Here is a 26,098-nt window from a genome sequence, read left to right as displayed (position 1 = left end):
ATCCTTGAGGTACTGTAGGGTCGCGCTATCCCAACAGGCGGATTAGCTCTATCGCTCTGATCTAACAGTGAAAAAGACGTTTCCAGACAGGGTTCGATACTGGGCAGACTAGCCCGGCATGGGGCACCACCACTGTTTTTTGACGTTGAAAAGATTGATCTTTTTGGCATTAACCGTCCAGAAAACTTACACTAGGCCGAAAAACTGGACACTTTTGTTCGGCCTTTGATCCTCAGTCTTCGTGATTTTCGCTGTTCAGAAGACCTATGGCACCATCCGCAAGCCACCGCTGATTGGCGGCTTTTGTGTACCTGGTGACTTCCTTCGATGTGGTATGGCCTGTGATTGACATGATCTGTCGTTCGGTGGCTCCGCGATCGGCCATGCGGGTATTCGAATCTAAATTTTGCTCAGCTCGCGCAGGAAAATATCAAAGAGCACGGAACTCTTTCCTCGCTTTCCAAGGCTCAAAACAACGCGGCTACGGCTGACGCGATGGGCGTGTTTCTGATTGGGGTTCCGGCTTCAAGCTTAACGGGCGGCGACAAAGAGGGTGATATTTCTGTATCTAAGGGCAAGGTCATTGCCATTGAGTCCGCGAGCAAGGTCAAAGGCTGCAGTTAAAGCTTCAAAGCATCTAAGGCAATCGAAGCACGGACCGTTTCCTTACCGATTGAATGGATAGAAGCGGGACGGACAGTGATCAAAAATCCTGTCCGTCCCGCAGAAGGTGGGTTTTGACGAAGCCTTCGCCGTTCGGGACGGGGGGGCGCCTTGCTTACTGAGCGAGATCTCGATCCGGCAGAGGCGCACTGCGCCTAGTCGAATATGGTAATCCCTGCATTCCTCAAGTGGCCAATTAGCGAATTGATGTCGCTTTTGCCTCCATACAAATCAAGCTTTGCGCCCTGTTCTGAGAAGGGTTGAAAAGACGCCGATAGCTGCGGGTAAGACCAAAGGAGCGCATCTACAGCATTCTTTGTAAATTGAAAGTTTTCTTTTGAATATGATAAAATTACAGACAGTGTATCCGGCATTTCTAGCCAATCTGGCGAAAGCCCATGACGTCTACGGAGTTTAAGAATACTATTTATAGAATTCGAGGTTCCCAAACTTTCATCGGTATCATTCGGTATCTTCGCATAGTTCAACAGGCCAAGCGCTGCTTCTTGATCTTTATCGCTTCTAGCGATCTCACGCGCTTCGGTAATAGAACCCGTTGATACATCGATATTCAAATGTTCTTTGGCTAGTTTCAAAAAGCGCTCTACGGAATACATGTGAAATGCATCGACATCGGAATGCGCTTTGATTTCTGATACAAGCTCTGGACGTGGCCCTAATGTTTTGCCACTCGAAATATTCCACCAATCAGGCTTAGAGTCGTCTGTCACAAAAATAATAGACTGCAAATTTTTTTCTTTGGCGTAATCTAGTATCTGCTTCCATAGTATCAGATCACCATATATTCCAATATATTGAACGCCATAGTCCGTATAAAATAGATCTTTTTTACCCTCTTCATCCGCAAAGCCTGGCGGCTGCTTGAATTTATACCTAAACTTCCCTTCGCTTACGATAGCATCTATGTATTTTTGATCTGGTCGGCCACCAACTTTCCCCTCCAGAAGTGAATCAATGCGTCCAAGCAACTCATCAGGCTCACGCACGTCATGTTGGATGTCTTGCATGTCGCTGATTTCGAGGACTACATCATCAATGGTCTTCTTTATGGTATTTAAAATTGCTGAGAGATCGATGTGGGCATGGCGTTTCTCGATTTTCGTAAAACTGGCCTCCAAGCCGGTATACGCCTGGTGAATTGCTTTTTGGACTATGTCGAAGCGACCCTTTTGATCCTTGATTACAGCAAGCCGATTTCTCTGAAACTCCATCGCTGCTTGGTACGGCATCCATAGTCGGTTCTTGACCGCGCTCAAAACCCTGAGCAAATCTTCCCGTGAGGTTTCCTGATAGCGATACAAATTTAGGAGCACATTTGCATCAATGACAAAGATGCAATCCTTCCAAATCGCGAAGATCTGATCGTCGGACAATTTATAAAAATGAGGAAACGCGTCGCGCATGGAAACTTCTTTCAACCCAAGCTTGTATTGAATATACCATGCACAGCCCTTGCTTGCCGTCCACATAAATCAGTAAAAGGTCGAAGAAAAATTTGGTGAGCCACGTAGGCATCACTGACGTGTCAGGTCCCTCGCCGGAAAGAGCCGGCGAGGGCAATGTTCAGTGAAACGTTGACTTGAAAAGGTTGATTGTTCTGGAAGCTTCCCAAGCTGAATATATTCAGAACCTGTTCGCAAGCGCCGCTCGCTCAGTGTCGATCGACGCGACGAAGCGTCTTAAAAAAGATCCCCTCGGTGGTGCCATAGCCTGTGACTATTATTCGAGAGCCGGGAAGAAGCCCCTCTCGCAATGCCTCGTCATGGATACAAAGGGTATCCAGCCCAATTGGTAGATCCTCAAGTCCAATTCCTGATGAGCAAGCCTTGCCCCCGGATCGTGTGGGCGTGGACACAGTGTAGGGAATTTCGACTTGATGCCCCAACAACAAGGCGGCCAGCAAGGGAACGATGCCAATGAACATCACGCGCCCGACGACGAAAGCCAAGCATGGCATAATGATGGGTGCGAAAAATGCTTGAAATGCATTTACTCTGTCACGGGTCGCGATGGCGGCCCAGATGCCAAGGACGGCAAAAACAGTTCCGCAATATATGGACGCCGTGCGGACGGTTAAGGCCCAGGATGGGGATACCAAGAATGTATGCGTGCCCGCGGCGATAACGAACAAGAAGAGTTCGAGAGCGAAAATGATCACAACAGCCAGGACAACTGCGGCCTTCAATCGCCTGTACTTAACGCCGGAAGGACTGCTACTTTTTAAAGGAGCGCTAGGAGGACCTTCTTGAGATTTCATCTCGCTCACGTAGCCCGCTATTCAAAGACCAATCGTATGGGTGGGTACCGGCGTAGGCATCTTAGCCTTTCTCGCGTGGGACACGCAAAATAAAAACCTTATTGATTCTGCGCAACGGGACTTTAATGAATCGTCATATCGGCTGGACACTTTTCAAAGAAGAGTAAATTAGCTACGCGACGCTGAAGTGTCCAGGCGCACGCTGAGCAGTTGGTCGAAATCATTATTGCCATCCCGGCATAGGCACCACCACTCATAGCGGAAAATTTGTTGAATTTCCGGCACTCCATGTCACATCACCTGACAACCGTCATTTCCATATTGATAGAACTGCATGACCGAGAGATGTTTGTTGTCGACGGTGGGCTGATCTTGCTGTAACGCCGCCGCATGCTCCGAACAGTCATTATGTATTATTTGATCTCTTGTCTCAGTGCTGCAGCATTTGGAGGGCTGGCTTATTATCTGTACCTTAAGGGTGCCGATAATTATCGCACCTCGATCGACGAACCCGTCAATACGAAGCCTGTCGCGAAAAAAGGCGACCGCCTGAAGCCATCGGATGTAGTGCCGCCGGGCCGGCCGGGTTTGTAGGCAGCACTGGAAAGAATTCGGTTGGCACGTATCGAACCCCAACCTCTCCCCCACCCTATAATTTTTGCCTTACGACAACTTGCAGCGTCGGCTTTCATAAAGCTTCAATCTTTCCGTCTGCTAAATCAAAGCCACGAACTCTGCTCCAGGATGCCCGTCTTGCAAAATAGAGAACACGTTCGATCGCGGTCGTTCCTCGGGGCAAAAATTGTCCTGGAAGGCGGATATTCCGTCTTCGATTGCATCGTCAGGGACATTTCGCCGGCGGGTGCGCGGTTGAAGGTGCAGAACGCCGTCTCAATACCGGATACCTTCAAGCTGCTGCTGTCCGATGGACGCAGCTTCGATGCCACCGTCAAATGGCGTCGCATCGATTCCGTCGGCGTCAGCTTCCCGGTGCCCGACACCGACTAACCAGACAAATCCAACCCCCACCTCAGCCAAGCGGCCAGTAGACGTCCGAGCGGAAATCGTCGGGGATGCGCTCCAGCCGCGCCAGCGTTTCTGCGGCAAAGGCGATCTGCATCTGGAGATAGCGCAGCGCCTTCGGCATTGCGGCGCCCGTGGCGAATTCGCGGATGCGCCACGTGTCGTAGCCGGCCATTCCGATGCGCCGCATGGCTTCGGCATGAACATCGGCGGCAGTCGGCCGCACGGTCGGTGCCGTCAGCCGCGCTGCATTCCTGCCACCCTCGATCACCAGAAGCTTCATGGCCTGCTCCGCAGAATCGCTTTGCAACGAGTGTGCGCCGTAACAGTGGATTTGCAATGCAGCAGACACGAAGCTGCCGCTCGCTGCAGCGCGATTGGGTCCGGCGTGACAAGTTTGCGACAGCGCCGGGGCTGAACGCCATCACGAAAATTTTGCACAGGGCGGGTAGAAGCCGGCGCCGGCGCCATTTACAGCCCCGGTCGAGCCCCCTAAAGCTCTTGCACTGCAACCGGGAAAGGGAACGCATGCTGCGCAGACTGTACGACTGGACCATGTCGCTCGCCGGCCGGCCCTCGGCTGAAATCTGGCTTGCCGTCATCGCCTTCGTCGAAAGCTCGGTCTTCCTTGTGCCGGCCGACGTGATGCTGCTGCCGATGACGCTCGCCAAGCCCCACCGAGCCTATCGGTATGCGCTGATTGCCACCGTCGCCTCGGTGCTCGGCGGCATCGCCGGCTGGGCCATCGGCTATTACGCCTTCGAGACCGTCGCCAAGCCGATCCTCGAATTCTACGGCAAGCTCGAAGCCTTCGACAAGCTGCGCAACGGCATCACTTACGAGACCGTCGTCCTCCTGCTGGTGACCTCGGGCCTCGCCCATCTGCCGCCGATCAAGGTGGTGACCATACTGTCGGGCGTTGCCAACATCAATCTCGGCCTGTTCATCATCTCCGCCATCGTTGCCCGTGGCGCCCGGTTCTTCTTTCTCGCCTGGCTGCTGCAGCGCTACGGCGAACCGATCCGCCATTTCATCGAAAAACGTCTGGGCCTGATTGCCGGCGCCGTCGCGGCTGTGCTGATCCTGCTTTATATCGCCCTGCATTTCCTGACGCACTGAACGACCCCGGAGCCATACGATGACCGAGACGATCAACCCCGCCCGCCCCGCCTTCGGTTACGCCGCGCTGCTGGCACTCGGCATGGCGGCCACCGTCGGCTCGGCGCTCGGTTTCCAGTATATCGGCGGCTATACCCCTTGCGAGCTCTGCCTGATGCAGCGCCTGCCCTACTACTACGGCATCCCTGTCGCCATTCTCGCAGCGCTGAGCGCGTTGTTCGGCATGCCTGCCTGGCTCACCCGCGGGCTGCTTGCCGTGGCCGGCATCATGATGCTGGTGGGCGGCGGCATGGGCGTCTATCACGCCGGCGTCGAATGGAACTTCTGGGAAGGGCCGTCTTCCTGCACCGGGCCGGCCTTCTCGTCCACGACCCCCGCAAGCGGTGGCGTGCTCGGCAGCCTCAACAAGGTGCATGGTCCGTCGTGCTCGGTGGCTGCACTGCGCGTGCTCGGCCTGTCCATGGCCGGCTGGAATGTCATTGCCAGCCTCATCCTCGCCGCCATCGCCGTTGCCGGCTTCCGCAAGGCGGCGTAGGCGAACCGCAGCCGTCAGGGCTGCAGTTCGGTATCCCAGTAGAGATAGTCGAGCCAGCTTTCGTGCAGATAGTTCGGCGGAAACAACCGGCCGTTATTGTGCAGGTCCTGCACGGTCGGCTGGTACGGCTTCTGCGCCGGGAACATCTGTGCCTGCTTCGGCAGCTTGCTGCCCTTGCGCAGATTGCAGGGCGAGCAGGCGGCAACGACATTCTGCCACGTCGTTTCGCCACCATGGGCGCGCGGGATGACGTGGTCGAAGGTCAGATCGTCATGGGCGCCGCAATACTGGCATTCGAAGCGATCGCGCAGGAAAACGTTGAAGCGCGTAAAGGCCGGATTGCGGGACGGCTGGACATAGCTCTTCAGGCAAACGACGCTGGGCAGGCGCATGGAGAAGCTCGGCGAAGAGACCGAGTGGTCGTATTCCGCGATGATATTCACGCGGTCTAGGAAGACGGCCTTGATCGCGTCCTGCCAGGACCACAACGACAAGGGATAATAACTCAGTGGCCGGTAGTCGGCGTTCAGGACGAGCGCCGGCAAGGCCTGGGGCGAAACTGCAATCGTCAAGGAAATCCTCCCGGTCGATTCATCTGCAGCACCATATTAGGCCTGTTGTTACAGGAATGTGAAGTCCAATAAATTCAGTGCAGAGCAGCATTTTTGGCATCCATTGGCCGATCACCCGACGGGCAGAGCGACATGCGCCGTGCGAACCGCGTAAAATGCCCAGAAAAGCCGCGCCGCCACCGACCGCCACGGCGCCCACGCCGTCGCCACCTCAGCCACTTGCCTCGCCGATGGGCGCGCTTCCATCCCGAAAGCCATGCCGACTGCTGCCTGCAGCGCGATGTCGCCGGACGGAAACAGATCGGCATGGCCACAGCAGAACATCAGGTAGACCTCCGCCGTCCACGGGCCGATACCTTTCACCGCCATCAGCCTGGAAAGCCCCTCTTCCGGGCTTTTCGCACCGAGATCCATGAGGTCGAGCCGGCCCTCCGCCACCGCTGTTGCCACTCTCGACAGCGTCTCGGCCTTGCCGCGCGACAGGCCGAACGCGCGCCAGGCATCGGGCGCCAGTGACACATACGCCTCGGCGGGCGGTGGGCCTGCGGCCGCGCACATCCTTTCCCAGATCGCCTCGGCGCTCGCCCGCGACACCGCCTGCGAGACGATGACATATGCCAGTCCGGCAAAACCGGGTTCACTCAGCCGCAACGGCAGAGCGCCGCACAGTGCGGCGATCGGGCGCAGGCGCGGGTCGCTCTCGAGCAGCGCTTCGAGCCCCTCCGCGATGTCGCCGGCGTCGCGGATTATACGCATGGATATTCACTCCTGTTGGCCGAAGCCCGGAAATCGTGGCAGAAGAAAGCATGATCGACCCGCCCCGTCAAAAGCCGACCTTCCGCTTTGCACCGAGCCCGAACGGGCCGCTGCATCTCGGCCACGCGCTGTCGGCGATCCTCAACCACGACATGGCGAGGGATGCCGGCGGCCGTTTCCTGCTGCGGATCGAGGACATCGACCTCGCCCGATGCACGCCGGAGCTGGAAGCCGCAGTCCTCTCGGATCTCGACTGGCTGGGGCTCGACTGGGAACGTCCGGTGCGCCGGCAATCGGAACATTTCGACAGCTATCAGGGCGCCCTGTCCACGCTCATCGGGCGCGGCCTTGTCTATCCCGCCTTCATGACGCGCGGCGAGGTTCGCCAGAGGGTCCGCGAGGCCGAGCAAGCCGGCCGGCCCTGGCCCCGCGATCCCGATGGCGCGCCGCATTACCCGGCAGACGACCGCGACCGAAGTGACGCCGAACAACGCCGCCGGATCGACGCCGGCGAGAAACATGCATGGCGGCTGGACATGACGAAGGCGCTTGCCGTCGTCCCGCAGACGCTGTCGTGGATGGAAAGCGGCGACGGCCCGCGCGGCGAGATAGCGGCCGAGCCCGGAGTTTGGGGCGATGTCGTCCTGTCGCGGTCGGATGCGCCGTCCAGCTACCATTTGTCCGTCGTGGTCGACGATGCCGCGCAGGGGATAACCCATGTGGTGCGCGGTCTCGACCTGTTCGCCGCGACCTCCATCCACCGCCTGCTGCAGGCCCTGCTCGACCTGCCGCAGCCGCTCTACCATCATCATCGGCTGATCACCGATCCCGATGGGCGAAAGCTGTCGAAGAGCTTCGGTGCCGTCGGTCTGGCAGCGCTCAGGGAAGAAGGCCTGTCACCGGCGGATATCCGCCGACGGATCGGGCTTTGAGGGGCTGCCGGCATCCAGCCCGTAGTAATTGCGCGCAATCATCCGGCGGACGCGAAATTTCATCAGCGCCGCGTTGATCTCGGCACCGATGATGAAGATCACACCGACCATGTAGAGAAACACCAGCACGATCATAACAGACGCCAGCCCCGCATAGGTGGCGGTGTAGTTGGCGAAGGTCTGCAGATAATAGGCAAAGATCAGCGCGCCCGCGAGCCACGACAGCAGGGTCAGAAGTACGCCCGGTACGACATCAAGCACCTTGCGCCGCCCGGCCGGCAACCAGAGATGGACGATCAGCAACCCGGCGGTGAGCGCAAACAGCGTGCCGTAGATGCGCCAGCTGGCTACGATATCCAGCGTATCGGCAAGCCAGGGCAGCTTGGCCCGGATGTAGTCGAGCACCACAGGCACGGCCAGCAGCAGGATGCTGATCGCCGCAAAGATCAGCACCGCAATCAGCACATAGCCGAGGCTGGCGAGCCGGGTGAAATACCACGGCCGCGTTTCAGGCACGCGGTAGGCGCGATTGAGCGAGATGCGCAGCGCCTCGACGCCGTTCGAGGCGAAATAGGCGGCGGCCAGCACGGAGACGGTCAGCAGCCCGCCGCGCGGGATCGTCAGCACCTGCAGCAGCTGGTCGGCGAGCGGCTTGGCAATGGTCTCGGGCCAGGTGTCGAAGATGAGATGGATGGCCGTGCCGGAAAACTGGCTCGCACCGAGAAAGCTCGCCAGCGCGGTGCCGAAGATGAGAAAGGGAAAGACAGCAAGAAGCGTCGACAGGGCGACGTGGCTCGCCATCGCAAAGCCGTCGTCCTCGATGAAGTGAAAGATCGCGTCGTAGACCACCTTGTAGAGCGTACGAAGAACCGTCTGCATTCCATCTCCGCAGTGCCCGGTCGGCGACCGTGGGTGAGTTGATTGTATCGTCGCCGCGAATATGGGAAACGACGAATGCTTTGTACAGGAATCATTGCATGATGGATCACCGCGTCATCATCATTACCGGCTGTTCGACCGGTATCGGCGCCTATTGCGCCCGGGCACTGAAGGCCGATGGCTGGCGGGTCTTTGCGACCGTCCGGAAAGACAGCGACCTTGCCCCGCTCGAGACCGACGGCATCGAGGCGCTGGTCATGGACTATACGCAGACCGCAACCATCACGGCGCTGGTTGAAACGGTCGCCGCGCGCACCGGCGGACGCATCGATGCGCTGTTCAACAATGGCGCCTATGGCCAGCCCGGCGCGGTCGAGGACCTGCCAACGGACATATTGCGGGAACAATTCGAGACCAACCTGTTCGGCTGGCACGAGCTGACGCGGCAGGTGATTCCGCTGATGCGCCGGCGCGGACAGGGTCGCATCGTCCAGTGCTCGTCGATCCTCGGCCTCATCCCCTACCGGTTTCGCGGCGCCTACACGGCCTCCAAATTTGCGCTGGAGGGACTGAGCATCAGCATGCGGATGGAACTGCAGGGATCGGGCATCCATGTCAGCCTGATCGAGCCCGGGCCGATTGCCTCGCAGTTCACGGCGACGGCGCTGGCGCGCTTTGAAGCCAATATCGATATCGAGGGTTCGGCCCATGCAGCCGAATACCGCCGGCAGCTGGCGCGACTGAATGGCACAGGCCCCGTCAATCGTCACAAACTCGGTCCCGAGGCCGTTTATTCTGTGCTAAAGCATGCGCTGGAGGCGAGGAGGCCTCACCCGCATTATCTGGTAACGACCCCTGCCAGGCAGGGAGCGTGGTTGAAGCGGCTTTTGCCGGCCGATCTCTTCTACCGCCTGATGCGTCGGTTCGATTGAGGAGGGAGGATCAGTTCGATGTCTACTTTTACCTATGTTCTTGCGATCATCTTCATGGGCCTCGTCGCCATCGTTCTGGTGCGCGGCCTGTTCAACATGACGCGCGGCGACAATCCAAGCCTGTCCAACCGGTTGATGCAGATGCGCATCCTCCTGCAGGCAGTAGCGATCATCCTGATCATGCTGACCCTGTGGCTGACCGGCGGCGGGCGACCTACCTAAGGCGAAAACCATGGTCAAACTCAACAAGATCTACACCAGGACAGGCGATGACGGCACGACGGGACTGGTCTGCGGACCGCGCCGGCTGAAGCACGATTTGCGCGTAGAATCCTACGGCACCATCGACGAAGCCAATTCGGCAATCGGCATCGCAAGGCTGCACAGCCACACCATGCCTGTGCTCGACATGATGCTGATGGCGATCCAGAACGACCTGTTCGACCTCGGTGCCGACCTGTCGACGCCGGAAACTGACGAGCCTCCGGCATGGGAGCCGCTGCGCGTCATCGATACGCAGGTCGAGCGGCTGGAGCGCGACATCGACTACCTCAACGGCGAGCTTCAGCCGCTGACCTCGTTCGTACTGCCCGGCGGCAACGCGGCAGCGGCCCACCTGCATCTCGCCCGCACGATCGCGCGCCGGGCAGAGCGGCTGATGGTGGAGTTGGCGCACACCGAGGGCGAGCGCGTCAGCGCCCCGGCGCTGCACTACATCAATCGTCTCTCCGATTTCCTGTTTGTAGCGGCAAGGCACGCTAACGACCACGGTCGTGCCGACGTGCTCTGGATACCGGGCAAGAACCGCTGACGGCGGTTCCCGCATCCGCTCCGCCGCGACGATTTCGCAAGCCTTGCAAAATCGACCTATTGCGGCGGGCAAGCGTTGTATTTGGAGAAAAAACGCGTATCGATGTCGCCAATCGACAAATGGATTGGCGCTAAAAAGCGCATTTTCCGGGCGACCAGTTGAAGGAAGGATTGCATGAAAATTCTCGTAACCGTGAAGCGGGTTGTCGACTACAACGTCAAGATCCGCGTCAAGCCGGATGGCACAGGCGTCGAGCTTGCCAACGTCAAGATGTCGATGAACCCGTTCGACGAAATCTCGGTCGAGGAAGCGCTCCGCATGCGCGAGGCCGGCAAGGCAACGGAAGTGGTCGTCGTATCGATCGGCCCGGCCAAGGCCGAGGAAACGCTGCGCACGGCGCTCGCCATGGGCGCCGACCGCGCCATCCTGGTCGAGACCGACGATGCCGTCGAGCCACTGAACGTCGCCAAGATCCTGAAGGGCGTTGCCGAAGCCGAGCAGCCCGGCCTGATCATCGTCGGCAAGCAGGCAATCGACGACGACAGCAACCAGACCGGCCAGATGCTGTCAGCCCTGATGGGCATCGCCCAGGCAACCTTCGCGTCGAAGATCGAGATCGGCGATGGCAAGGCCACCGTCACCCGCGAAGTCGATGGCGGACTGCAGACCATCGACATCAAGCTGCCAGCCGTCGTCACCTCTGACCTTCGCCTCAACGAACCGCGCTATGCCTCGCTGCCAAACATCATGAAGGCCAAGAAAAAGCCGCTCGACAAGAAGACGCCAGCCGATTTCGGTGTCTCGACTGAAGCACGCCTCAAGGTGTTGAAGACGGAAGAGCCCGGCGGTCGCAAGGCGGGTGTCAAGGTTGCCTCGGTCGCCGAACTGGTGGACAAGCTCAAAAACGAAGCCGGCGTGCTCTAACTTACGGAAAGGACGATCCAAAATGGCCATTCTTCTTCTGGCTGACCACGACAATGTCAGCCTTTCCGACCAGACCGCCAAGACCCTGACCGCCGCGGCTAAAGTCGGCGGCGACATCCATGTGCTGGTATCAGGCAAGGGCGCCCGGGCTGCGGCCGACGCTGCTGCAAAGCTGTCCGGCGTCTCCAAGGTACTGCTCGCCGAAAGCGACGATCTCGCCAACAATCTTGCCGAACCTCTGGCTGACCTGATCGTCTCGCTGGCCGGCAGCTACGACACGATCATCTCGGCTGCCACCTCGGTTGGCAAGAATGTCCTGCCGCGCGTTGCAGCGCTGCTCGACATCGCGCAGATCTCGGAAATCATCGAGGTCGTTTCACCGGATACGTTCAAACGGCCGATCTATGCCGGCAATGCCATCCAGACGGTCCAGTCGACCGACGCCAAGAAGGTGATCACAGTGCGCACGGCATCCTTCGCTTCGGCGGAAGAAGGCGGCTCGGCTGCGGTGGAAGCCATCTCGGCTGTCGCCAATCCCGGCCTGTCGAGCTTCGTCGGCAATGCGCTGTCTTCTTCTGACCGTCCGGAACTGACCTCGGCCAAGATCATCGTTTCCGGCGGCCGGGCGCTCGGCTCGGCGGAGAAATTCCGGGAAGTCATCCTGCCGCTTGCCGACAAGCTCGGTGCTGCCGTCGGCGCATCGCGCGCTGCGGTCGATGCAGGCTATGCACCGAACGACTGGCAGGTGGGACAGACCGGCAAGGTCGTTGCACCCCAGTTGTACATCGCAGTCGGCATTTCCGGCGCCATCCAGCATCTCGCCGGCATGAAGGATTCAAAGGTCATCGTCGCCATCAACAAGGACGACGAAGCACCGATCTTCCAGGTGGCCGATTACGGTCTCGTCGGCGATCTGTTCGAGCTTCTGCCGGAACTTGAAAAGGCGCTTTGAGCCGACCGGAGCCCGTTTGTCCTATGCGGACGACTGGAAACTTCGCTCTTATCAGTCTATCAATAATGCCGGGCTAGAGATGGCCCGGCATTATTTATAAACGGACGGGCCGCATCAATGAAATGCGCCGACCAAGGAGTGGGCGATGAGCACGATTTTGAACGCGATCGGTATTGTCGGCGCCGGCCAGATGGGCTGCGGCATCGCTCAGGTTTCCGCAGTTGCCGGCTACAAGGTCCACATCTACGACCTTTCGCAGGAGCGCATCGAAAGCGCGCTGGCGACCATCAACGGCAACCTCGCCCGCCAGGTTTCATCGGGCAAGCTGACCGATGACAATCGCAAGACCGCGCTGGCGCTGATTTCCGGCTCCGCCGATGTCAACGATCTGGCGCCCATGGATCTGGTCATCGAGGCTGCCACCGAGGAAGAAAGCGTCAAGCGCAAGATCTACACACAGGTCTGCGCCGTGCTGAAGCCGGACGCCATTCTCGCCACCAACACCTCGTCGCTGTCGATCACCCGGCTTGCCGCGTCTACAGACCGCCCGGAACGCTTCATGGGTATCCATTTCATGAACCCGGTCCCGGTGATGAAGCTGGTCGAACTGGTGCGCGGCATCGCCACGGAAGAAGCGACCTTCAAGGTGGCGCGAGACTATGTGAGCTCCCTCGACAAGACCTTCACCGTTTCGGAAGATTTCCCCGCCTTCATCGTCAACCGCATCCTCCTGCCGATGATCAACGAGGCGATCTACACGCTCTATGAAGGCGTCGGCACCGTCGATGCCATCGACACCGCGATGAAGCTCGGCGCCAACCATCCGATGGGCCCCTTGCAACTGGCAGATTTCATCGGCCTCGACACCTGTCTATCGATCATGCAGGTGCTGCATGACGGCCTGTCGGACTCGAAATACCGGCCCTGCCCGCTACTGGTGAAGTATGTCGAAGCCGGCTGGCTCGGCCGCAAGTCAGGCCGCGGCTTCTATGACTACCGTGGCGAAGTGCCGGTCCCGACGCGCTAGGAACCATCCGCTGTCTCAGGCGATAGCTGGTCTCCCCGTCATAACCCGGTACTCGCTTGCCCGCCGCTCCAGTAGACGCTCGAAGGCGGCCTTTATCGCCAGCACGTAGGGCGTCTTGTATTCGAACCCCGGGTTGTCGTTATGGATCAGCATCGAGGCGTTGACCTCGAAGACGACCACCCTGCCCTCGGCATCGAGCGCACAGTCTATGCCGCAATAATCGAGACCGACCTGCCGGCGAATGGTCTCCAGTGCTGCCATACCCGATATTCCGAAAATGCTGGCCGGATCGGCAAGGAACGCCTGCTCTTCCATCCGCATCCACTCCACATCGCCCATCCGGGTCGACGCATGATGCACCTTCCAGCCATCGCCGATTGCCAGGTGGTAGGGAAGAATTTCATCGCCGACGAACAGGAAGCGATACTTCCGGAACAGTCCGTCGGCGGAGCGGTAGTCGACATAGTCCGTCAGGTAGAGCATGCGCTCGCCGGCTTCCTCGGCAAAATCCAGCAGTGCTTCCGGGCTGTCGACAAGCTCCATCATCTCGCCGCCATGGGTGGTCGCGTGGCGGACGATGACCGGTAGGGATGGCGTGGCCTGGTCGCGCACGCGGCGGCAGAGATCGCCGGCATCGATGCGCACCGTCGCCGGCATCACCGTATCCGCAACATGGACGAGCCGGCGCGAGATCGATTCGCGATCCGTGCCCAGGATCAGCCGGGGATGGTTGACCACCGGCCTCTGGAGCGAATCCGCAAGATCGATGGCGGAGGCAATGACATCGAGACCGAAATCCGTTTCGGAAACGAGGTTGACGACGACATCGACGCGGGGGTCACGGACATCGGGATCATTGCGATAGCCGCGCAGCACCATGATCACCTCGCTGTCGAAGCGCCCGCCATTGATCAGATCCTCGTAGGGCGTATTGCCGGCTTCGGGCGAAAACAGCATGAGGATGCGAAATCTGGCCGGCTTCTGCGCGGCCGGATAGTTGCGCACCACTCCCTTCTCGGCAACGGTGAGGAAGCAGGCATGGGCTCCCGCCGCATTGCCGAGCCTTAGCTCGAAAGTGCCGCACAGAAGCAGCGCCTCCTGGCTTTCGGGATCGAGACGCAAAGCCGCCTGTGCGGTCTCCAGCGCCTCCAGCCTACGGCCAAGTTGCTCGAACGCCTGCGCCTTGTTGCAAAGGCATTTGATGTGGCCGGGCAAGCGGGCCAACCCCTTGTCATAGGCCTCGATAGAGAGGGCGAACTGTCCCATTCGCTGCAGAAAATTTCCGCGTTTCAACCATGCAGCGGCCTCGTCCTCGGCAGACAGGCCGATCATCGGTGCCATGATGGTAGAAACGTGCTGCGAAAAATCCGCCTCGGGCTGGCTCATCGGTATGGCTCTCAACAAAAGAAAATGACGGGCAATGCCACGACTTTAAAGAGCGGGCCTTACTCCAGGGTGATGCTATCGATGATAGAGCCCGACCCGCAGCGCAGGCGGATCAGGAGCCGGGCAAGCCTTTTGCAGATACGCTTACAAGGCTGTAGCGGCCTTGATGAGCCCCTTGGCGTCTTCGCTGTCCCAGGCGGCCGGGCCGTTCATGGCCGACACCAGGCAACCCTTGCCGTCGAGAAGCAATGTCACCGGCAGGCCGAAGGCTAGGCCCTGCTTCTTCAGCGCATTGAAGACGCCCATGCTGTTGTCGCGGTAGTAGCCGAGCGTATCGATGCCGTTGTCGCTGCGGAAGGTCTTGGGCTTCTCGTCGTCGCCGGTGTCGATGTTGACAGCCACGACCTCGAACTTGTCGTTGCCCATCTGCTTTTGAAGCGCGTTCAGCGCCGGCATCTCCTCGCGGCAGGGAACGCACCATGTGGCCCAGAGATTGAGCAGCACGGTCTTGCCGGCAAAATTCGCGACCGACAGCGGTTGGCCGTCAGTCCCCTTGAAGGCAACGCCTTGCAACGACAGCGGCTGCTGGGCTCCCACCATCGCCGCGACCTGGCCCTTGGTGAAGGGGGTCAGCGCAGCACCCTTGGCCTTGGCCGGCTGGCAGTCGCCGGCAGCGGCGGTTTCGGTCGTCCCATTGCCAGACCCCGCCTGCTTCACGTATACCGCTGCCGCACCCGCGACGACGCCGGCAACGGCTGCGATCAGGACCAATTTCAAAGACGGCAGACCGAACGGCTTTTTTGCTGTCATTTCGTTCTCCAGATAGGCATCTCATGGCTGACGACACCAACGACACCAGCGCCTCCAACCAGATGTGGGGCGGACGTTTCGCGTCCGGTCCCGCCGCCATCATGGAGGAGATAAATGCATCCATCGGTTTCGACAAGAAGCTGTTTGCGCAGGACATCCGCGGTTCTGTCGCCCATGCCACGATGCTTGCCCATCAAGGCATCATTTCGACCGAGGACAAAGACAAGATCGTTCACGGCCTGAACACGATCATGTCAGAAATCGAGAGCGGCAATTTCGAATTTTCCCGCAAGCTCGAAGACATCCACATGAACATCGAGGCGCGGCTGGCAACGCTGATCGGCCCCGCTGCCGGCAGGCTTCACACCGCCCGCTCGCGCAACGACCAGGTGGCGCTCGATTTCCGCCTCTGGGTGAAGGAAGAGCTGCAGCGTTGCGAACAGGCGCTGACCGGCCTGATCGCCGCCTTCCTCGACCGCGCCGAAGAACATGCCGATACCGTCATGCCCGGCTTCACCCACCTGCAGACCGCGCAGCCTGTGACATTCGGTCACCACTGCATGGCCTATGTCGAGATGTTCGGCCGTGACCGCTCGCGCGTGCGCCACGCCATCGAGCACATGGACGAATCGCCTATCGGCGCTGCGGCGCTAGCCGGTACCGGCTTCCAGATCGATCGCCACATGACAGCCAAGGCACTCGGTTTCCGCGAGCCGACCCGCAATTCGATCGACACGGTCTCAGACCGCGACTTCGCGCTCGAATTCCTGTCGATTGCCGCCATCGCCGGCATGCACCTGTCGCGTCTGGCCGAAGAAATCGTCATCTGGTCGACGCCGCAATTCGGCTTCGTGCGCCTCTCCGACGCATTTTCAACCGGCTCGTCGATCATGCCGCAGAAGAAGAACCCCGATGCCGCCGAACTGGTGCGCGCCAAGACCGGCCGCATCAACGGCTCGCTGGTAGCCCTGCTGACGATCATGAAGGGCCTGCCGCTCGCCTATTCAAAGGACATGCAGGAAGACAAGGAACAGGTCTTCGACGCCGCCGAGAGCCTGGAACTGGCCATTGCCGCCATGACCGGCATGGTCCGCGACATGACCGTCAACGTCGCCCGCATGAAGGCGGCGGCCGGCTCCGGCTATTCGACGGCCACCGATCTTGCCGACTGGCTGGTCCGCGAGGCCGGACTGCCGTTCCGCGACGCCCACCATGTCACCGGCCACGCCGTGGCGCTGGCGGAAAGCAAGGGCTGCGAACTGGCGGAACTTTCGCTCGACGAGCTCAAGGCCCTGAACGCGGCGATTACGGCCGAGATTTTCGACGTTCTGACCGTCGAAGCCTCGGTTGCCAGCCGCAAGAGCTTCGGCGGAACCGCGCCCTCCGAAGTCCGCAAGCAGATCGCCTACTGGCGCGCCCGCAACTGACTGGACGGTCGCAAGCCGCAACGCAACAATCAGGGTGCACAAAGCACTGAAACTTCGCTATGAAGGTCTGCCTGCCCGACGCCGCGCCTCAAGAGGAAATCGATGCAAATCAACGTGCCGCACATCATCCGCATGACCCTCGTGCTTTCGCTCATGGGTCTCGCCACCGTTGCGTGCGGCCGCAAGGGCGATCTCGATCCGCCGAGCGTCAACGCCACCAAGGGCGGCGACACCTCGAAGCCGACCAAGCAACCGGGTACGGCCGACAAGCCTTTCATCCTCGATCCGCTTCTTTAGAACAGGCCACCGCCGTGAACCATTTCCAGTATCGCGACGGCGTTCTCTACGCCGAGGACGTTGCCGTTTCGAAGATCGCCGCGACGGTTGGCACGCCTTTCTACTGCTACTCCACGGCGACGCTCGAGCGGCATTACCGGGTGTTTTCGGAAGCGTTCCACGGCGTCGATGCCATGGTCTGCTACGCGATGAAGGCGAATTCCAACCAGGCGGTGCTGAAGACGTTGGGCCGCCTCGGTGCCGGCGTCGATGTGGTATCCCTCGGCGAGCTCACACGGGCGCTGGCCGCCGGCATTCCGGCGGAACGCATCATGTTTTCCGGCGTCGGCAAGACCGCGCCTGAGATGGATGCAGCTCTCGAGGCCGGCATCTACTGTTTCAACGTCGAATCCGAGCCGGAACTGGAAGTCCTGAACCAGCGCGCCGTCCGCGCCGGGAAAAAGGCGCCGGTCTCCTTCCGCATCAACCCCGATGTCGATGCGCGCACCCATGCGAAGATCTCGACGGGCAAGAAGGAAAACAAGTTCGGCATCTCCTATGAGCGTGCCCGGGCTGTCTATGCCCGCGCGGCCACCCTGCCGGGCATCGAGGTCACCGGTATCGACATGCATATCGGCAGCCAGATCACCGAACTGCAGCCCTTCCAGGCGGCCTTCAAGCTGCTGCGCGAACTCGTCGAGACGCTGCGCGGCGAAGGCCATGCCATCCACCACGTCGACGTCGGCGGCGGGCTCGGCATTCCCTACCATGACGACAACAATCCGCCGCCATCGCCTGACGCCTATGCCGAGATCGTCAAGAACGAGCTGAGCCAGCTCAATTGCCGCATCGTCACCGAGCCGGGCCGCCTGCTGGTCGGCAATGCCGGCATCCTCGTCACCGAGGTGATCTATGTGAAGGATGGCGGCGAAAAGAGCTTCGTCGTCGTCGATGCCGCCATGAACGACCTCATTCGCCCGACGCTCTACGAGGCCTATCACGAGATCCGCCCGGTCGTCGTCACCGCCGCCAGCGCGCCGCGCATCAAGGCCGATGTCGTCGGCCCAGTCTGCGAGACCGGCGACTACCTGGCGCTCGACCGCGAGATGAGCATGCCGAAGCCCGGCGACCTGCTGGCTGTCTCCTCCGGCGGTGCCTACGGTGCCGTGCAGGCCGGCACCTACAATAGCCGGCTGCTGGTGCCCGAAGTGCTGGTCAAGGGCGACGAATTCCATGTCGTCAGACCGCGCCAGACCTATCAGGACCTGATCGACCTCGATTCCCTGCCGGCCTGGCTTGCCTGATCCCGTCTTCGAATTAAAGCAAAGACGCATGGAAAAACCGGCTTTGTCGTCGCACGCCCTCGTCTTCGCCACAAAGAATGCTATCCTTCCGCAAGCGCTGCTTCCTCGGAGGCGCCGGACCATGGGCGCCGCCCCCTGGGAACGGCGATGACGATGTGGGGCGTTTTCAGGCGGCGCAGGGTCGCCGGAGCAAATCTTCGCCCCGGGGATAAGCGTCGGCCAGCAACACCAGTTCGGGGAACAGCGAACCGATGACCAATGCCAGCAAAGACAGGAAAGGCGCTTTTGCCTCCCGGCCGGCGCTCGCACGCCTGGTCGCGACCAAGCGTTTCCTGGCAAGAGCGGTACTCGTCTCCGAGCAGTTGCTGCCGATGTTGCTGCCCCTGGCATCAGTGGCTGCCCTCTATGTCTCCGCCTCATGGTTCGGTCTGTTCCGTATCTTGCCGACTGTCCCGAGGCTGGCGCTGCTGGGCATCTTCATCATCGCGCTCGTCGCCTCCTTCATTCCGTTCCGCCGCCTGCGCTGGCCGACCGCTCTCGATGCCGACCGGTTGCTCGAAGAGCGCAACGGCCTGTCGCATCAGCCGGTCGCGGTGCAGGAGGACGAACCTGCCTTCGAGACGCCGTTCGCGCGAGCCCTCTGGCGCGAACACCAGACACGCATGGCGGAACGGATCGCATCCCTCGATGCCGGCCTGCCGCGCCCCGATATCGCCCGCCACGACCCCTATGCGTTGCGTGCCCTCCCGGCCCTGCTGCTGGCGGTGGCCTTCGGCTATTCGATGTCGAACAGCGCCGGCACGCTGGGCGACGCCTTCGACCACCCTCTGGCGTCAACCAACGCCCCCGACCTGCGCATCGACGCCTGGGTGACCCCGCCCGCCTACACAGTCCAGCCGCCCGTCTACCTGACGGGCACGGCAGCCACTGCCGCCGGCGCGATCTCCGTCCCGCAATTTTCCGAACTGACAGTCCGCGTCACCGGCGGTGCCGGCAGCGAAACGGTGCTGTTCCAGGACACCGGTAGCAAGAGCGGGACCGAGGTTGCCTTGCAGGAGGATGCGCCGGCTGCCAAGGCGGGTTCGCCCGCGGCTCAAACGCCGCCTGCCGCTGCCGATACCACCGAAGCTGCGGCGCGGACCCATCAGATGAAGCTCGACAAGGGCGGCACGCTCTCGGTCAACGGCCGGCAATGGGCGTTCAACGTGCTCGCCGACAAGCCGCCGGAAATCGTCTTCGACGGATTGCCGCACGCGACCGTCAACGGAGCCCTCGAAATCGGCTTCAAGGCGAAGGACGACTACGGCGTGGACGAAGCCCACGCTGAAATCGTACCCGTCGATGCCGACCCGCAGGCAACGCCGCTCTATGCGGCGCCGGACTACAAGTTCGAGTTCTCCCGCCGCAATCGCAAGGACGTGAAAGGGCTGGGCAGCCACGACCTGACCCAGGATCCGCTGGCCGGAAAACGCGTCTGGATCACGCTGGTTGCCCGCGATGGCGCCGGCCAGACCGGCCGCAGCCCGCCGCACGAGATGACCATGCCGGCCCGCAACTTCAACGAACCGCTGGCCGGTGCCGTTGCCGAGCAGCGGCAGGTGTTCACGCTCGACACCCGCAAGATGCCGGATGCGATCCAACTGAACGAAGCGCTGACGATCCGCGCCGACGAGACCGTGCCGAACCTCACCCACTACCTGCTGCTGCAATCGGCGCAGGCACGCATGCGGCTTGCCCATGACGATGCGTCTCTGAAGGATACCGCCGACTATCTCTGGCAGATCGCGCTCGGCATGGAAAACGGACAGCTTTCGGATGCCGAGAAGCAATTGCGCGACGCCCAGCAGAAACTCTCGGAGGCGCTGCAGCGCAACGCTCCGGATTCAGAGATCAAGAAGCTCACCGACGAATTGCGCAAGGCAATGGACGGCTACATGAAGGAGCTGGCGCAGCGCATGCAGAACGCGCCAAACCAGCCGAACCAGAAGAATGCGAGGGTTTTGCGCCAGCAGGATCTCGAGCGGATGATGGACCAGATCGAGAACCTTGCCCGCTCCGGCAACCGCGATGCGGCCCAGCAGATGCTGTCCGAACTGCAGCGGATGATGAATAACATGCAGGCAGGCCGACCGCAGCAGGGACAGCAGCAGCAAGGCAAGGACGACAGCAAGGGCCGCCAGCAGATGGACAAGCTCGGCCAGATCCTGCGCGAGCAGCAGAAGCTGATGGACAAGACCTTCAAGCTCGACCAGGCCATGCGCAACAAGATGCAGAGCGGCGATCCGAACGAGGATATGGACCCCTTTGCCCAGCCGATGCCGGGCCCGCAGGGGCAGCCGCCGCCGGGACAAGAGCAGCCGCAGCAGGGGCAGCAACCGCAGGATCCACAGCAAGGCCAAGGCCAGCAGAAGTCGCAATCGCCGGAAGACGACATGACGGAAGACCAGCTGCGCGATGCGCTGAAGGCCCTGAAGGACCAGCAGAACGCTCTGGAAAAGCAGCTCGGCGAATTGCAGAAGGGTCTTGAGGAGATGGGCGTCAAGCCGGGCCCGGGCTTCGGCCAGGCACAGCGGGAAATGCAAGGCGCCGGCGGCGCACTCGGCAAGGGCGATGGCGAGAAGGCGACGCAGGGCCAGGGCCGTGCTTTGGAGGCGCTGCGGCAGGGTGCCCGCGACATGCTCAACCAGATGATGCAGGCGCAACAGGGACAAGGCCAGGGGCAGCAGCAGGGCCAGGGTCAGGGCAATCCGGGAGGCCGGGATCCGCTTGGGCGCGCCACGGCAGACGGCAACGGTCCGCTCGACGACGGCAACACCAAGATCCCGGACCAGATCGACGCCCAGAGGGCCCGCGAAATCCTCGACGCGATCCGCCAGCGACTCGGCAACAATCCGACCCAGGAAGAAGAACGGCGCTATTTGGAGCGGCTGCTCGACATCCAGTAGAAGACGCGACCCTCACCATGCGAGCCGATATCGGCCTCGGGGGTGGCGAGGCGTGGCGTCAGGCGGCAAGCGCCAGCGCAACGGCCTTGCGGATGTCCGGAAGGGCAAAGGGCTTGGAGACAACGTCGACGATCTTTTCCATCAGGTCGTCGGCGCGTTCGCGCTGTTCGGCATAGCCGGTCATCAGCAGGATCTTCATGTGCGGCCAGTGCGAAGACGCCTGGTGGGCCAGCTCTATGCCGTCCATTACCGGCATGCGGATATCCGACAGCAGCAGATCGAAGCCGCCGCCCTGCAGCTTCTCCAGTCCCTCGGCGCCATCGGCCGCTTCTTCCGTTTCGTGACCGTCCATGCGCAACGCGCGGGCGACGAACCGGCGCAGCGAATCTTCGTCTTCGGTGATTAGAATTCTTGCCATGTGCATCGCTCCGTCGGACGGTCATGTCCCTGGCAGCGAAATCACCAGACTTTCCTTTGCGATCGGTAAACGGCACGTCGAAGAACCGGTCGCATGGTTAACAAGGCGTCTGTGACAGGCGCCCCGAAATAGCTCAGGCGTCGCCGGTAACGACACCGACGAAAGGCAATTCGCGGAAGGCATAGGCGACGTCCATGCCGTACCCGACAACGAAATAATCCGGGCATTCGAAGCCGACATACTCGGCCTCGATCTTTTCCTGGCGCTTGACGCTCTTGTCGAGCAGCACCGCCACCGAGACGTTTCTGGCGCCACGCTCATAAAGCATTTCCTTGGCGAACCGCAGCGTCCGGCCGGATTCGAGGATGTCGTCGATCAGCAGCACGTCCCGGTCGCGCACGTCGCTGTCGATATCCTTGACGATCCTGACACCCTGCGACACTGTTCCGGTGCCGTAGCTGGAGAGGGTGACGAACTCGACCTCGGGCGCCAGCCCGGTATCGTGCAGCGCCCGCAGCAGGTCGGCGGCGAAGATGAATGAGCCCTTGAGGATGGCAATGACCAGCAGGTCCTTGGTCGGTCCCTTGGCGATCTCGGCGGCCAGTTCGAGATTGCGTGCGGCAATCTGCGCGGCGGTGAAAAGCGGCTCGATGTTTTTTCCGCGAACGACTGGCATGGTCGGCAGGCTCCCTGGGCATCATCGGCGGAAGGCCCGCCGGTTCGAGCAACAGCCGTTAGCACAATCACCGCCCGTCGGCACCCGCCTGGACAAAGGAAAGCCGAACCTCTGGCATTTTTTCCCCTTGGTGCGGCAATCGCGCCGAAAAGCCACGGCTCTCGCCTCCGCCGATCCGCTCGCTGGGTGGCGCAATCATCACGCTCGCCAGCAACTGGTTGCCATCATAGAGATCGGCCCGGATTTCCGGCAAGGAGCGACCGGCGGCGGTGACATTGTCGATGATGCCATTGAGCACGAGAATATGCATGCCGTTGGCATCGCGCGGCGTCAGCGAGACATGGGTGAACTGCAAGGGTGATGCAGCGATCGGCGGGACCCGCACCGGCGCTTCCGCCAGGCCCGAAAAACCGCCGACCAGACCGAACACCAGCACGAAAAGCGCCACGATCAACACCGCGAAGCTGCGACCGGACGCCCGTTGCAGCCAGCTTTCGCCGGCGCGCAGGAAATAGACGACCGCCGACAGGAGGGCGGCAGATGCCATGCCCTTGCGCGGCTGCGGATAATGGCGCCTGTGATTGTCGTTACCGCTGCGGGCCGTAAAGTTGCTGCCACGACCCGGCTGGACGATGACGAATTCGGCATCGACGATATCATCCGACCGCTCGAAACGGCGAAGTGATCGCGCTGGCTGTTGCGCCTCGGGCGGGATCAGATCATAAGCCAGTCCCGTCTGATGGTGGCGATTGCGAAATGCGCCCATGGTGACGTCCTCTGTGGTGATCCACATCGTTTCATCGGCGCCGGCAAACGGGCCATTGAAAGGAATCCCACCTAGAAGTAAATTTGAATGGTTAATGCTTCGCAAAGATGGTCGCCGAAGCAGCTTGGGGCCGGCAAACTTTACGGTCCGTTAACCCTGTTGGTTAACAAGTCAGCGATCGAAACCGCGGAAGACTGGGCTGCCCGTTGATTCATTTTGAAAACGTCGGTTTGCGATACGGCATGGGCCCGGAGATTCTCCGGGACATGACCTTCGACATTCCGAAAAAGTCCTTCCAGTTCCTGACCGGCCCCTCGGGCGCCGGCAAGACGACGCTGCTGCGCCTTCTGTTCATGTCGCTGCAGCCGACACGCGGCCTGATCCGCATGTTCGGTCGGGACATTTCCGCCATTCCCCACAGCGAACTGCCGCTGCTGCGCCGACGCGTCGGAATCGTGTTCCAGGATTTTCGCCTGCTCGACCATCTCACCACCTATGAGAACGTGGCCCTGCCCTTGAGGGTGCGCGGCAAGGACGAGAGCTCCTATCGCAACGATGTGCTCGAATTGCTGAAATGGGTCGGGCTCGGCGAGCGCATCAACGTGCTGCCGCCGGTTCTGTCCGGCGGCGAAAAGCAACGGGCCGCCATCGCCCGCGCACTGATCGACCGGCCGGAGATCCTGCTGGCAGACGAGCCCACGGGCAATGTCGATCCGCCGATGGCCCGCCGGCTGCTCAATCTCTTTCTCGAGTTGAACCGGCTCGGCACCGCCGTCGTCATCGCTACCCACGACCTGACGCTGATGGACCAGGTCGAGGCGCGACGCATGATCCTCTCCGAGGGGCATCTCGACATCTATGATTGAACCTGATGTCCCCAGCAGACAGGCGCGTCCGGACGCGCAGACGCCAGCCGAAGCGAGGCGGCCGGCAATGCGCGTGCGCCCGACTGGGCCGATCGTTCCGTCCTCGAACATCCAGGGCAATGCGCTGATGGTGGTGATTGCCATCATGGCTTTCCTCGCCTGCCTGACACTCGGCGCCGTCAGCATGGTACGCTCGACGGCTGCCAGTTGGGAAAGCCAGATCGCCCGCGAAATCACGATCCAGATCAAGCCTGACGACGACCTCGACATGGAGAAGGCGCTGGTCAAGGCCCGCGATATCGCCATGACCTTTGTCGGCACCAAGACCGGGCAGATCGTCGACGAGGCCGCGACCGCCCGCCTGCTGGAACCCTGGCTCGGCTCGGGTCTCGACCTCAAGGAACTGCCCGTGCCCCGGCTGGTCATCGTCACCATCGACGAAACCCACCCGCCGGATTTCGAGGCGATGCGCGCATTGCTGAAGGACTCGATCCCGCAGGCCTCGCTCGACGACCACCGCACCTGGGTCGACCGGCTGGTGTCGATGGCCCACACCACGGTCATGATCGGTACCGGCATCCTGCTGCTGGTGTTCACGGCTATGGTGCTGACGGTGGTCTTTGCCACCCGGGGCGCACTGTCCGGCAATCGTCACATCGTCGAGGTCTTGCATTTCGTCGGCGCCGAAAGCGCTTTCGTTGCCAGGGAATTTCAGAAGCATTTCCTGAAAATCAGCTTCAAGGGCTCCGCGGTCGGCAGTGCCCTGGCAGCGCTTTTCTTTGCCGCCGCAGGCTTGCTGCAGAGCCACACGATCGCCACCCCGCAGACCGACCAGGCCACGGCGCTGTTCGGCACCTTCTCGGTCGGCGCACTCGGCTATCTCGGCATTTTCGCGACCATGGTAATCATCGCACTGCTGACGACGGTCACCGCGCGGTTTACGGTGATGCGAACCATCTACGAGATCGACCAGATCCGATCGGACCCGAGCAGGAGCGATAATGCGACCTGAGCTTAAAACTATGACTGATCTGCCATCAAACGGCCCGGACACAGCCCTAGTCTGGCGGAACTGACGTTTGGCAACCATGGAACAGATGACACGAAACACGCTCGATCCGGCGACGATGCAGCAGGCAGCAGGTGGTGAAAATCCCCCGCGCCGCAGCGTTTTCCGTCGGATTATGCGGTGGACGGGCTTTGCCACCATTCTTGCCGGCGCCATCCTTTTCGGTGGCTTCCTTCGCTTTGCTGATTCGGTCACCACCCTACGGCCGCCACTTGATCCAAAGGCCGACGCCATCGTCGTGCTTACCGGTGGCTACCAGCGCATCGACCAGGCGATCGAGCTTCTGCGCAGCGGCGCCGGAAACCGGCTCCTGATATCGGGCGCCTATCCCGCCACGACCCGCAAGCAGATCGCCAAGGCCACACAGACGCCGCCGGATCTCTTCGCCTGCTGTGTCGACATCGGCTACGACGCCATCGACACGATCGGCAATGCCAGCGAAACGGTGAAGTGGATCCATGCCAAGGGCTACAAGAGCGTGCTGGTGGTCACCAACAACTACCACATGCCGCGCAGCATAGCGGAACTGCGCTATGCCGACCCGGAAATGGATTTCATTCCCTATCCGGTCGTCAACTCGGACCTGAAGACCAAAGCCTGGTTTACCGACCCGAATGCGCTTCGCACCATGCTCTCCGAATACGCCAAGGTACTGTTGACCGGTGGCCGCAATCTGTTCGGTTTTGCCCGCCCGGCAGGCCTTCGCTCGCAGGAGCAGGACGACGCGCAGCACAAGGGCTAGCATCGGCGCC

The 26,098-nt window shown here is 60.9% G+C and carries 28 protein-coding genes; 17 read left to right on the top strand and 11 right to left on the bottom strand.

Annotated elements, in window-relative coordinates; all coding sequences use genetic code 11:
* Positions 1 to 818 precede the first annotated feature (818 nt).
* Positions 819 to 2,087, bottom strand: coding sequence for a PIN-like domain-containing protein (locus tag J5278_RS03270; protein WP_209185125.1), 1,269 nt, complete (start codon positions 2,085 to 2,087; stop codon positions 819 to 821).
* Positions 2,088 to 2,335: 248 nt separating this feature from the next.
* A complete protein-coding gene (locus tag J5278_RS03265; protein ID WP_209187609.1) occupies positions 2,336 to 2,941 on the bottom strand; it encodes a hypothetical protein in 606 nt (201 codons plus the stop codon).
* 753 nt (positions 2,942 to 3,694) lie between these two features.
* Here J5278_RS03265 and J5278_RS03260 point away from each other — a divergent pair.
* Positions 3,695 to 3,949: a PilZ domain-containing protein gene (locus J5278_RS03260; RefSeq protein ID WP_247749217.1), complete on the top strand. Its 255-nt coding sequence runs from the start codon at positions 3,695 to 3,697 to the stop codon at positions 3,947 to 3,949.
* A 22-nt stretch (positions 3,950 to 3,971) separates the two neighbouring features.
* On the opposite strand, the gene J5278_RS03255 is transcribed toward J5278_RS03260, so the two are convergent.
* Positions 3,972 to 4,247, bottom strand: a complete 276-nt coding sequence (locus J5278_RS03255) for a hypothetical protein (protein ID WP_209185128.1) — start codon at positions 4,245 to 4,247, stop codon at positions 3,972 to 3,974.
* Between the two features lie 245 nt (positions 4,248 to 4,492).
* On the opposite strand from J5278_RS03255, the gene J5278_RS03250 reads away from it, so the two are divergent.
* Together J5278_RS03250 and J5278_RS03245 are read left to right on the top strand one after the other, a co-directional pair.
* On the top strand, positions 4,493 to 5,083 hold the full coding sequence (locus tag J5278_RS03250; protein ID WP_142824797.1) for a YqaA family protein: 591 nt from the start codon (positions 4,493 to 4,495) through the stop codon (positions 5,081 to 5,083).
* A gap of 19 nt (positions 5,084 to 5,102) precedes the next feature.
* Positions 5,103 to 5,618, top strand: coding sequence for a disulfide bond formation protein B (locus tag J5278_RS03245; RefSeq protein ID WP_209185129.1), 516 nt, complete (start codon positions 5,103 to 5,105; stop codon positions 5,616 to 5,618).
* Between the two features lie 14 nt (positions 5,619 to 5,632).
* On the opposite strand, the gene J5278_RS03240 is transcribed toward J5278_RS03245, so the two are convergent.
* A complete protein-coding gene (locus J5278_RS03240) occupies positions 5,633 to 6,190 on the bottom strand; it encodes an HNH endonuclease (protein WP_111219936.1) in 558 nt (185 codons plus the stop codon).
* Between the two features lie 111 nt (positions 6,191 to 6,301).
* Positions 6,302 to 6,946 carry a DNA-3-methyladenine glycosylase gene (locus J5278_RS03235; protein WP_209185130.1) on the bottom strand — a complete coding sequence of 215 codons (645 nt, stop codon included), beginning with the start codon at positions 6,944 to 6,946 and terminating at the stop codon, positions 6,302 to 6,304.
* A gap of 50 nt (positions 6,947 to 6,996) precedes the next feature.
* On the opposite strand from J5278_RS03235, the gene gluQRS reads away from it, so the two are divergent.
* Positions 6,997 to 7,878, top strand: a complete 882-nt coding sequence (gene gluQRS, locus J5278_RS03230; RefSeq protein WP_209185131.1) for a tRNA glutamyl-Q(34) synthetase GluQRS — start codon at positions 6,997 to 6,999, stop codon at positions 7,876 to 7,878.
* Here the strand turns inward: gluQRS and J5278_RS03225 are convergent.
* Positions 7,843 to 8,757 carry a YihY/virulence factor BrkB family protein gene (locus J5278_RS03225; protein ID WP_209185132.1) on the bottom strand — a complete coding sequence of 305 codons (915 nt, stop codon included), beginning with the start codon at positions 8,755 to 8,757 and terminating at the stop codon, positions 7,843 to 7,845. The two genes, gluQRS and J5278_RS03225, sit on opposite strands and share 36 nt — an antisense overlap.
* Positions 8,758 to 8,855: 98 nt before the next feature.
* Between J5278_RS03225 and J5278_RS03220 the strand changes: the two genes are divergently transcribed.
* The 6 genes from J5278_RS03220 to J5278_RS03195 all read left to right on the top strand — a co-directional run bounded on the left by J5278_RS03220 (position 8,856) and on the right by J5278_RS03195 (position 13,403).
* Entirely contained in the window at positions 8,856 to 9,689 is an 834-nt protein-coding gene (locus tag J5278_RS03220) for an SDR family oxidoreductase (protein WP_209185133.1), read from the top strand.
* Between the two features lie 18 nt (positions 9,690 to 9,707).
* A complete protein-coding gene (locus J5278_RS03215; protein WP_209185134.1) occupies positions 9,708 to 9,911 on the top strand; it encodes a twin transmembrane helix small protein in 204 nt (67 codons plus the stop codon).
* Between the two features lie 10 nt (positions 9,912 to 9,921).
* Positions 9,922 to 10,500 carry a cob(I)yrinic acid a,c-diamide adenosyltransferase gene (locus tag J5278_RS03210; protein ID WP_209185135.1) on the top strand — a complete coding sequence of 193 codons (579 nt, stop codon included), beginning with the start codon at positions 9,922 to 9,924 and terminating at the stop codon, positions 10,498 to 10,500.
* A 174-nt stretch (positions 10,501 to 10,674) separates the two neighbouring features.
* Positions 10,675 to 11,424 (top strand): electron transfer flavoprotein subunit beta/FixA family protein, encoded by a 750-nt coding sequence (locus tag J5278_RS03205; RefSeq protein ID WP_209185137.1) that lies wholly within the window; start codon positions 10,675 to 10,677, stop codon positions 11,422 to 11,424.
* 22 nt (positions 11,425 to 11,446) lie between these two features.
* Positions 11,447 to 12,376, top strand: coding sequence for an electron transfer flavoprotein subunit alpha/FixB family protein (locus tag J5278_RS03200; RefSeq protein WP_209185139.1), 930 nt, complete (start codon positions 11,447 to 11,449; stop codon positions 12,374 to 12,376).
* 145 nt (positions 12,377 to 12,521) lie between these two features.
* Complete coding sequence (locus J5278_RS03195; protein ID WP_142824788.1) at positions 12,522 to 13,403, top strand: 3-hydroxybutyryl-CoA dehydrogenase; 882 nt, start codon at positions 12,522 to 12,524, stop codon at positions 13,401 to 13,403.
* A gap of 15 nt (positions 13,404 to 13,418) precedes the next feature.
* Here the strand turns inward: J5278_RS03195 and J5278_RS03190 are convergent, their stop codons facing one another.
* Both J5278_RS03190 and J5278_RS03185 read right to left on the bottom strand, forming a co-directional pair.
* Positions 13,419 to 14,789 (bottom strand): tetratricopeptide repeat protein, encoded by a 1,371-nt coding sequence (locus J5278_RS03190; RefSeq protein WP_209185141.1) that lies wholly within the window; start codon positions 14,787 to 14,789, stop codon positions 13,419 to 13,421.
* 144 nt (positions 14,790 to 14,933) lie between these two features.
* Positions 14,934 to 15,599 (bottom strand): TlpA disulfide reductase family protein, encoded by a 666-nt coding sequence (locus J5278_RS03185; RefSeq protein WP_209185143.1) that lies wholly within the window; start codon positions 15,597 to 15,599, stop codon positions 14,934 to 14,936.
* A 23-nt stretch (positions 15,600 to 15,622) separates the two neighbouring features.
* Here J5278_RS03185 and argH point away from each other — a divergent pair, with 23 nt between their 5' ends.
* From argH to J5278_RS03165, 4 genes are all read left to right on the top strand, one after another.
* A complete protein-coding gene (gene argH, locus J5278_RS03180; protein WP_209185145.1) occupies positions 15,623 to 17,026 on the top strand; it encodes an argininosuccinate lyase in 1,404 nt (467 codons plus the stop codon).
* Positions 17,027 to 17,128: 102 nt separating this feature from the next.
* Positions 17,129 to 17,323, top strand: coding sequence for a lipoprotein (locus J5278_RS03175; RefSeq protein WP_142824785.1), 195 nt, complete (start codon positions 17,129 to 17,131; stop codon positions 17,321 to 17,323).
* Positions 17,324 to 17,337: 14 nt separating this feature from the next.
* Positions 17,338 to 18,606, top strand: a complete 1,269-nt coding sequence (gene lysA, locus J5278_RS03170) for a diaminopimelate decarboxylase (protein ID WP_209185146.1) — start codon at positions 17,338 to 17,340, stop codon at positions 18,604 to 18,606.
* 251 nt (positions 18,607 to 18,857) lie between these two features.
* Entirely contained in the window at positions 18,858 to 21,551 is a 2,694-nt protein-coding gene (locus tag J5278_RS03165; protein ID WP_209187611.1) for a TIGR02302 family protein, read from the top strand.
* A 58-nt stretch (positions 21,552 to 21,609) separates the two neighbouring features.
* Here the strand turns inward: J5278_RS03165 and J5278_RS03160 are convergent, their stop codons facing one another.
* The 3 genes from J5278_RS03160 to J5278_RS03150 all read right to left on the bottom strand — a co-directional run bounded on the left by J5278_RS03160 (position 21,610) and on the right by J5278_RS03150 (position 23,438).
* On the bottom strand, positions 21,610 to 21,969 hold the full coding sequence (locus J5278_RS03160) for a response regulator (RefSeq protein WP_209185150.1): 360 nt from the start codon (positions 21,967 to 21,969) through the stop codon (positions 21,610 to 21,612).
* Positions 21,970 to 22,102: 133 nt separating this feature from the next.
* The gene (gene hpt, locus J5278_RS03155; protein ID WP_111219902.1) at positions 22,103 to 22,645 is read right to left on the bottom strand and encodes a hypoxanthine phosphoribosyltransferase; all 543 of its coding nucleotides are present in this window, start codon (positions 22,643 to 22,645) and stop codon (positions 22,103 to 22,105) included.
* A 67-nt stretch (positions 22,646 to 22,712) separates the two neighbouring features.
* The gene (locus J5278_RS03150) at positions 22,713 to 23,438 is read right to left on the bottom strand and encodes a hypothetical protein (protein WP_247749218.1); all 726 of its coding nucleotides are present in this window, start codon (positions 23,436 to 23,438) and stop codon (positions 22,713 to 22,715) included.
* Between the two features lie 179 nt (positions 23,439 to 23,617).
* On the opposite strand from J5278_RS03150, the gene ftsE reads away from it, so the two are divergent.
* The 3 genes from ftsE (at position 23,618) to J5278_RS03135 (ending at position 26,088) form a co-directional block, all read left to right on the top strand.
* Complete coding sequence (gene ftsE, locus J5278_RS03145) at positions 23,618 to 24,277, top strand: cell division ATP-binding protein FtsE (RefSeq protein ID WP_111219900.1); 660 nt, start codon at positions 23,618 to 23,620, stop codon at positions 24,275 to 24,277.
* Positions 24,270 to 25,289 (top strand): ABC transporter permease, encoded by a 1,020-nt coding sequence (locus J5278_RS03140; RefSeq protein WP_209185151.1) that lies wholly within the window; start codon positions 24,270 to 24,272, stop codon positions 25,287 to 25,289. Before ftsE ends, J5278_RS03140 begins: the two co-directional genes overlap by 8 nt.
* Positions 25,290 to 25,404: 115 nt before the next feature.
* Positions 25,405 to 26,088 carry a YdcF family protein gene (locus J5278_RS03135; RefSeq protein ID WP_240538980.1) on the top strand — a complete coding sequence of 228 codons (684 nt, stop codon included), beginning with the start codon at positions 25,405 to 25,407 and terminating at the stop codon, positions 26,086 to 26,088.
* Positions 26,089 to 26,098 lie beyond the last annotated feature (10 nt).

Source organism: Rhizobium sp. B21/90, assembly GCF_019355815.1.
Taxonomy (GTDB): Bacteria; Pseudomonadota; Alphaproteobacteria; order Rhizobiales; family Rhizobiaceae; genus Rhizobium; species Rhizobium rhododendri.
This window is presented reverse-complemented; position numbering and strand designations above follow the sequence as displayed.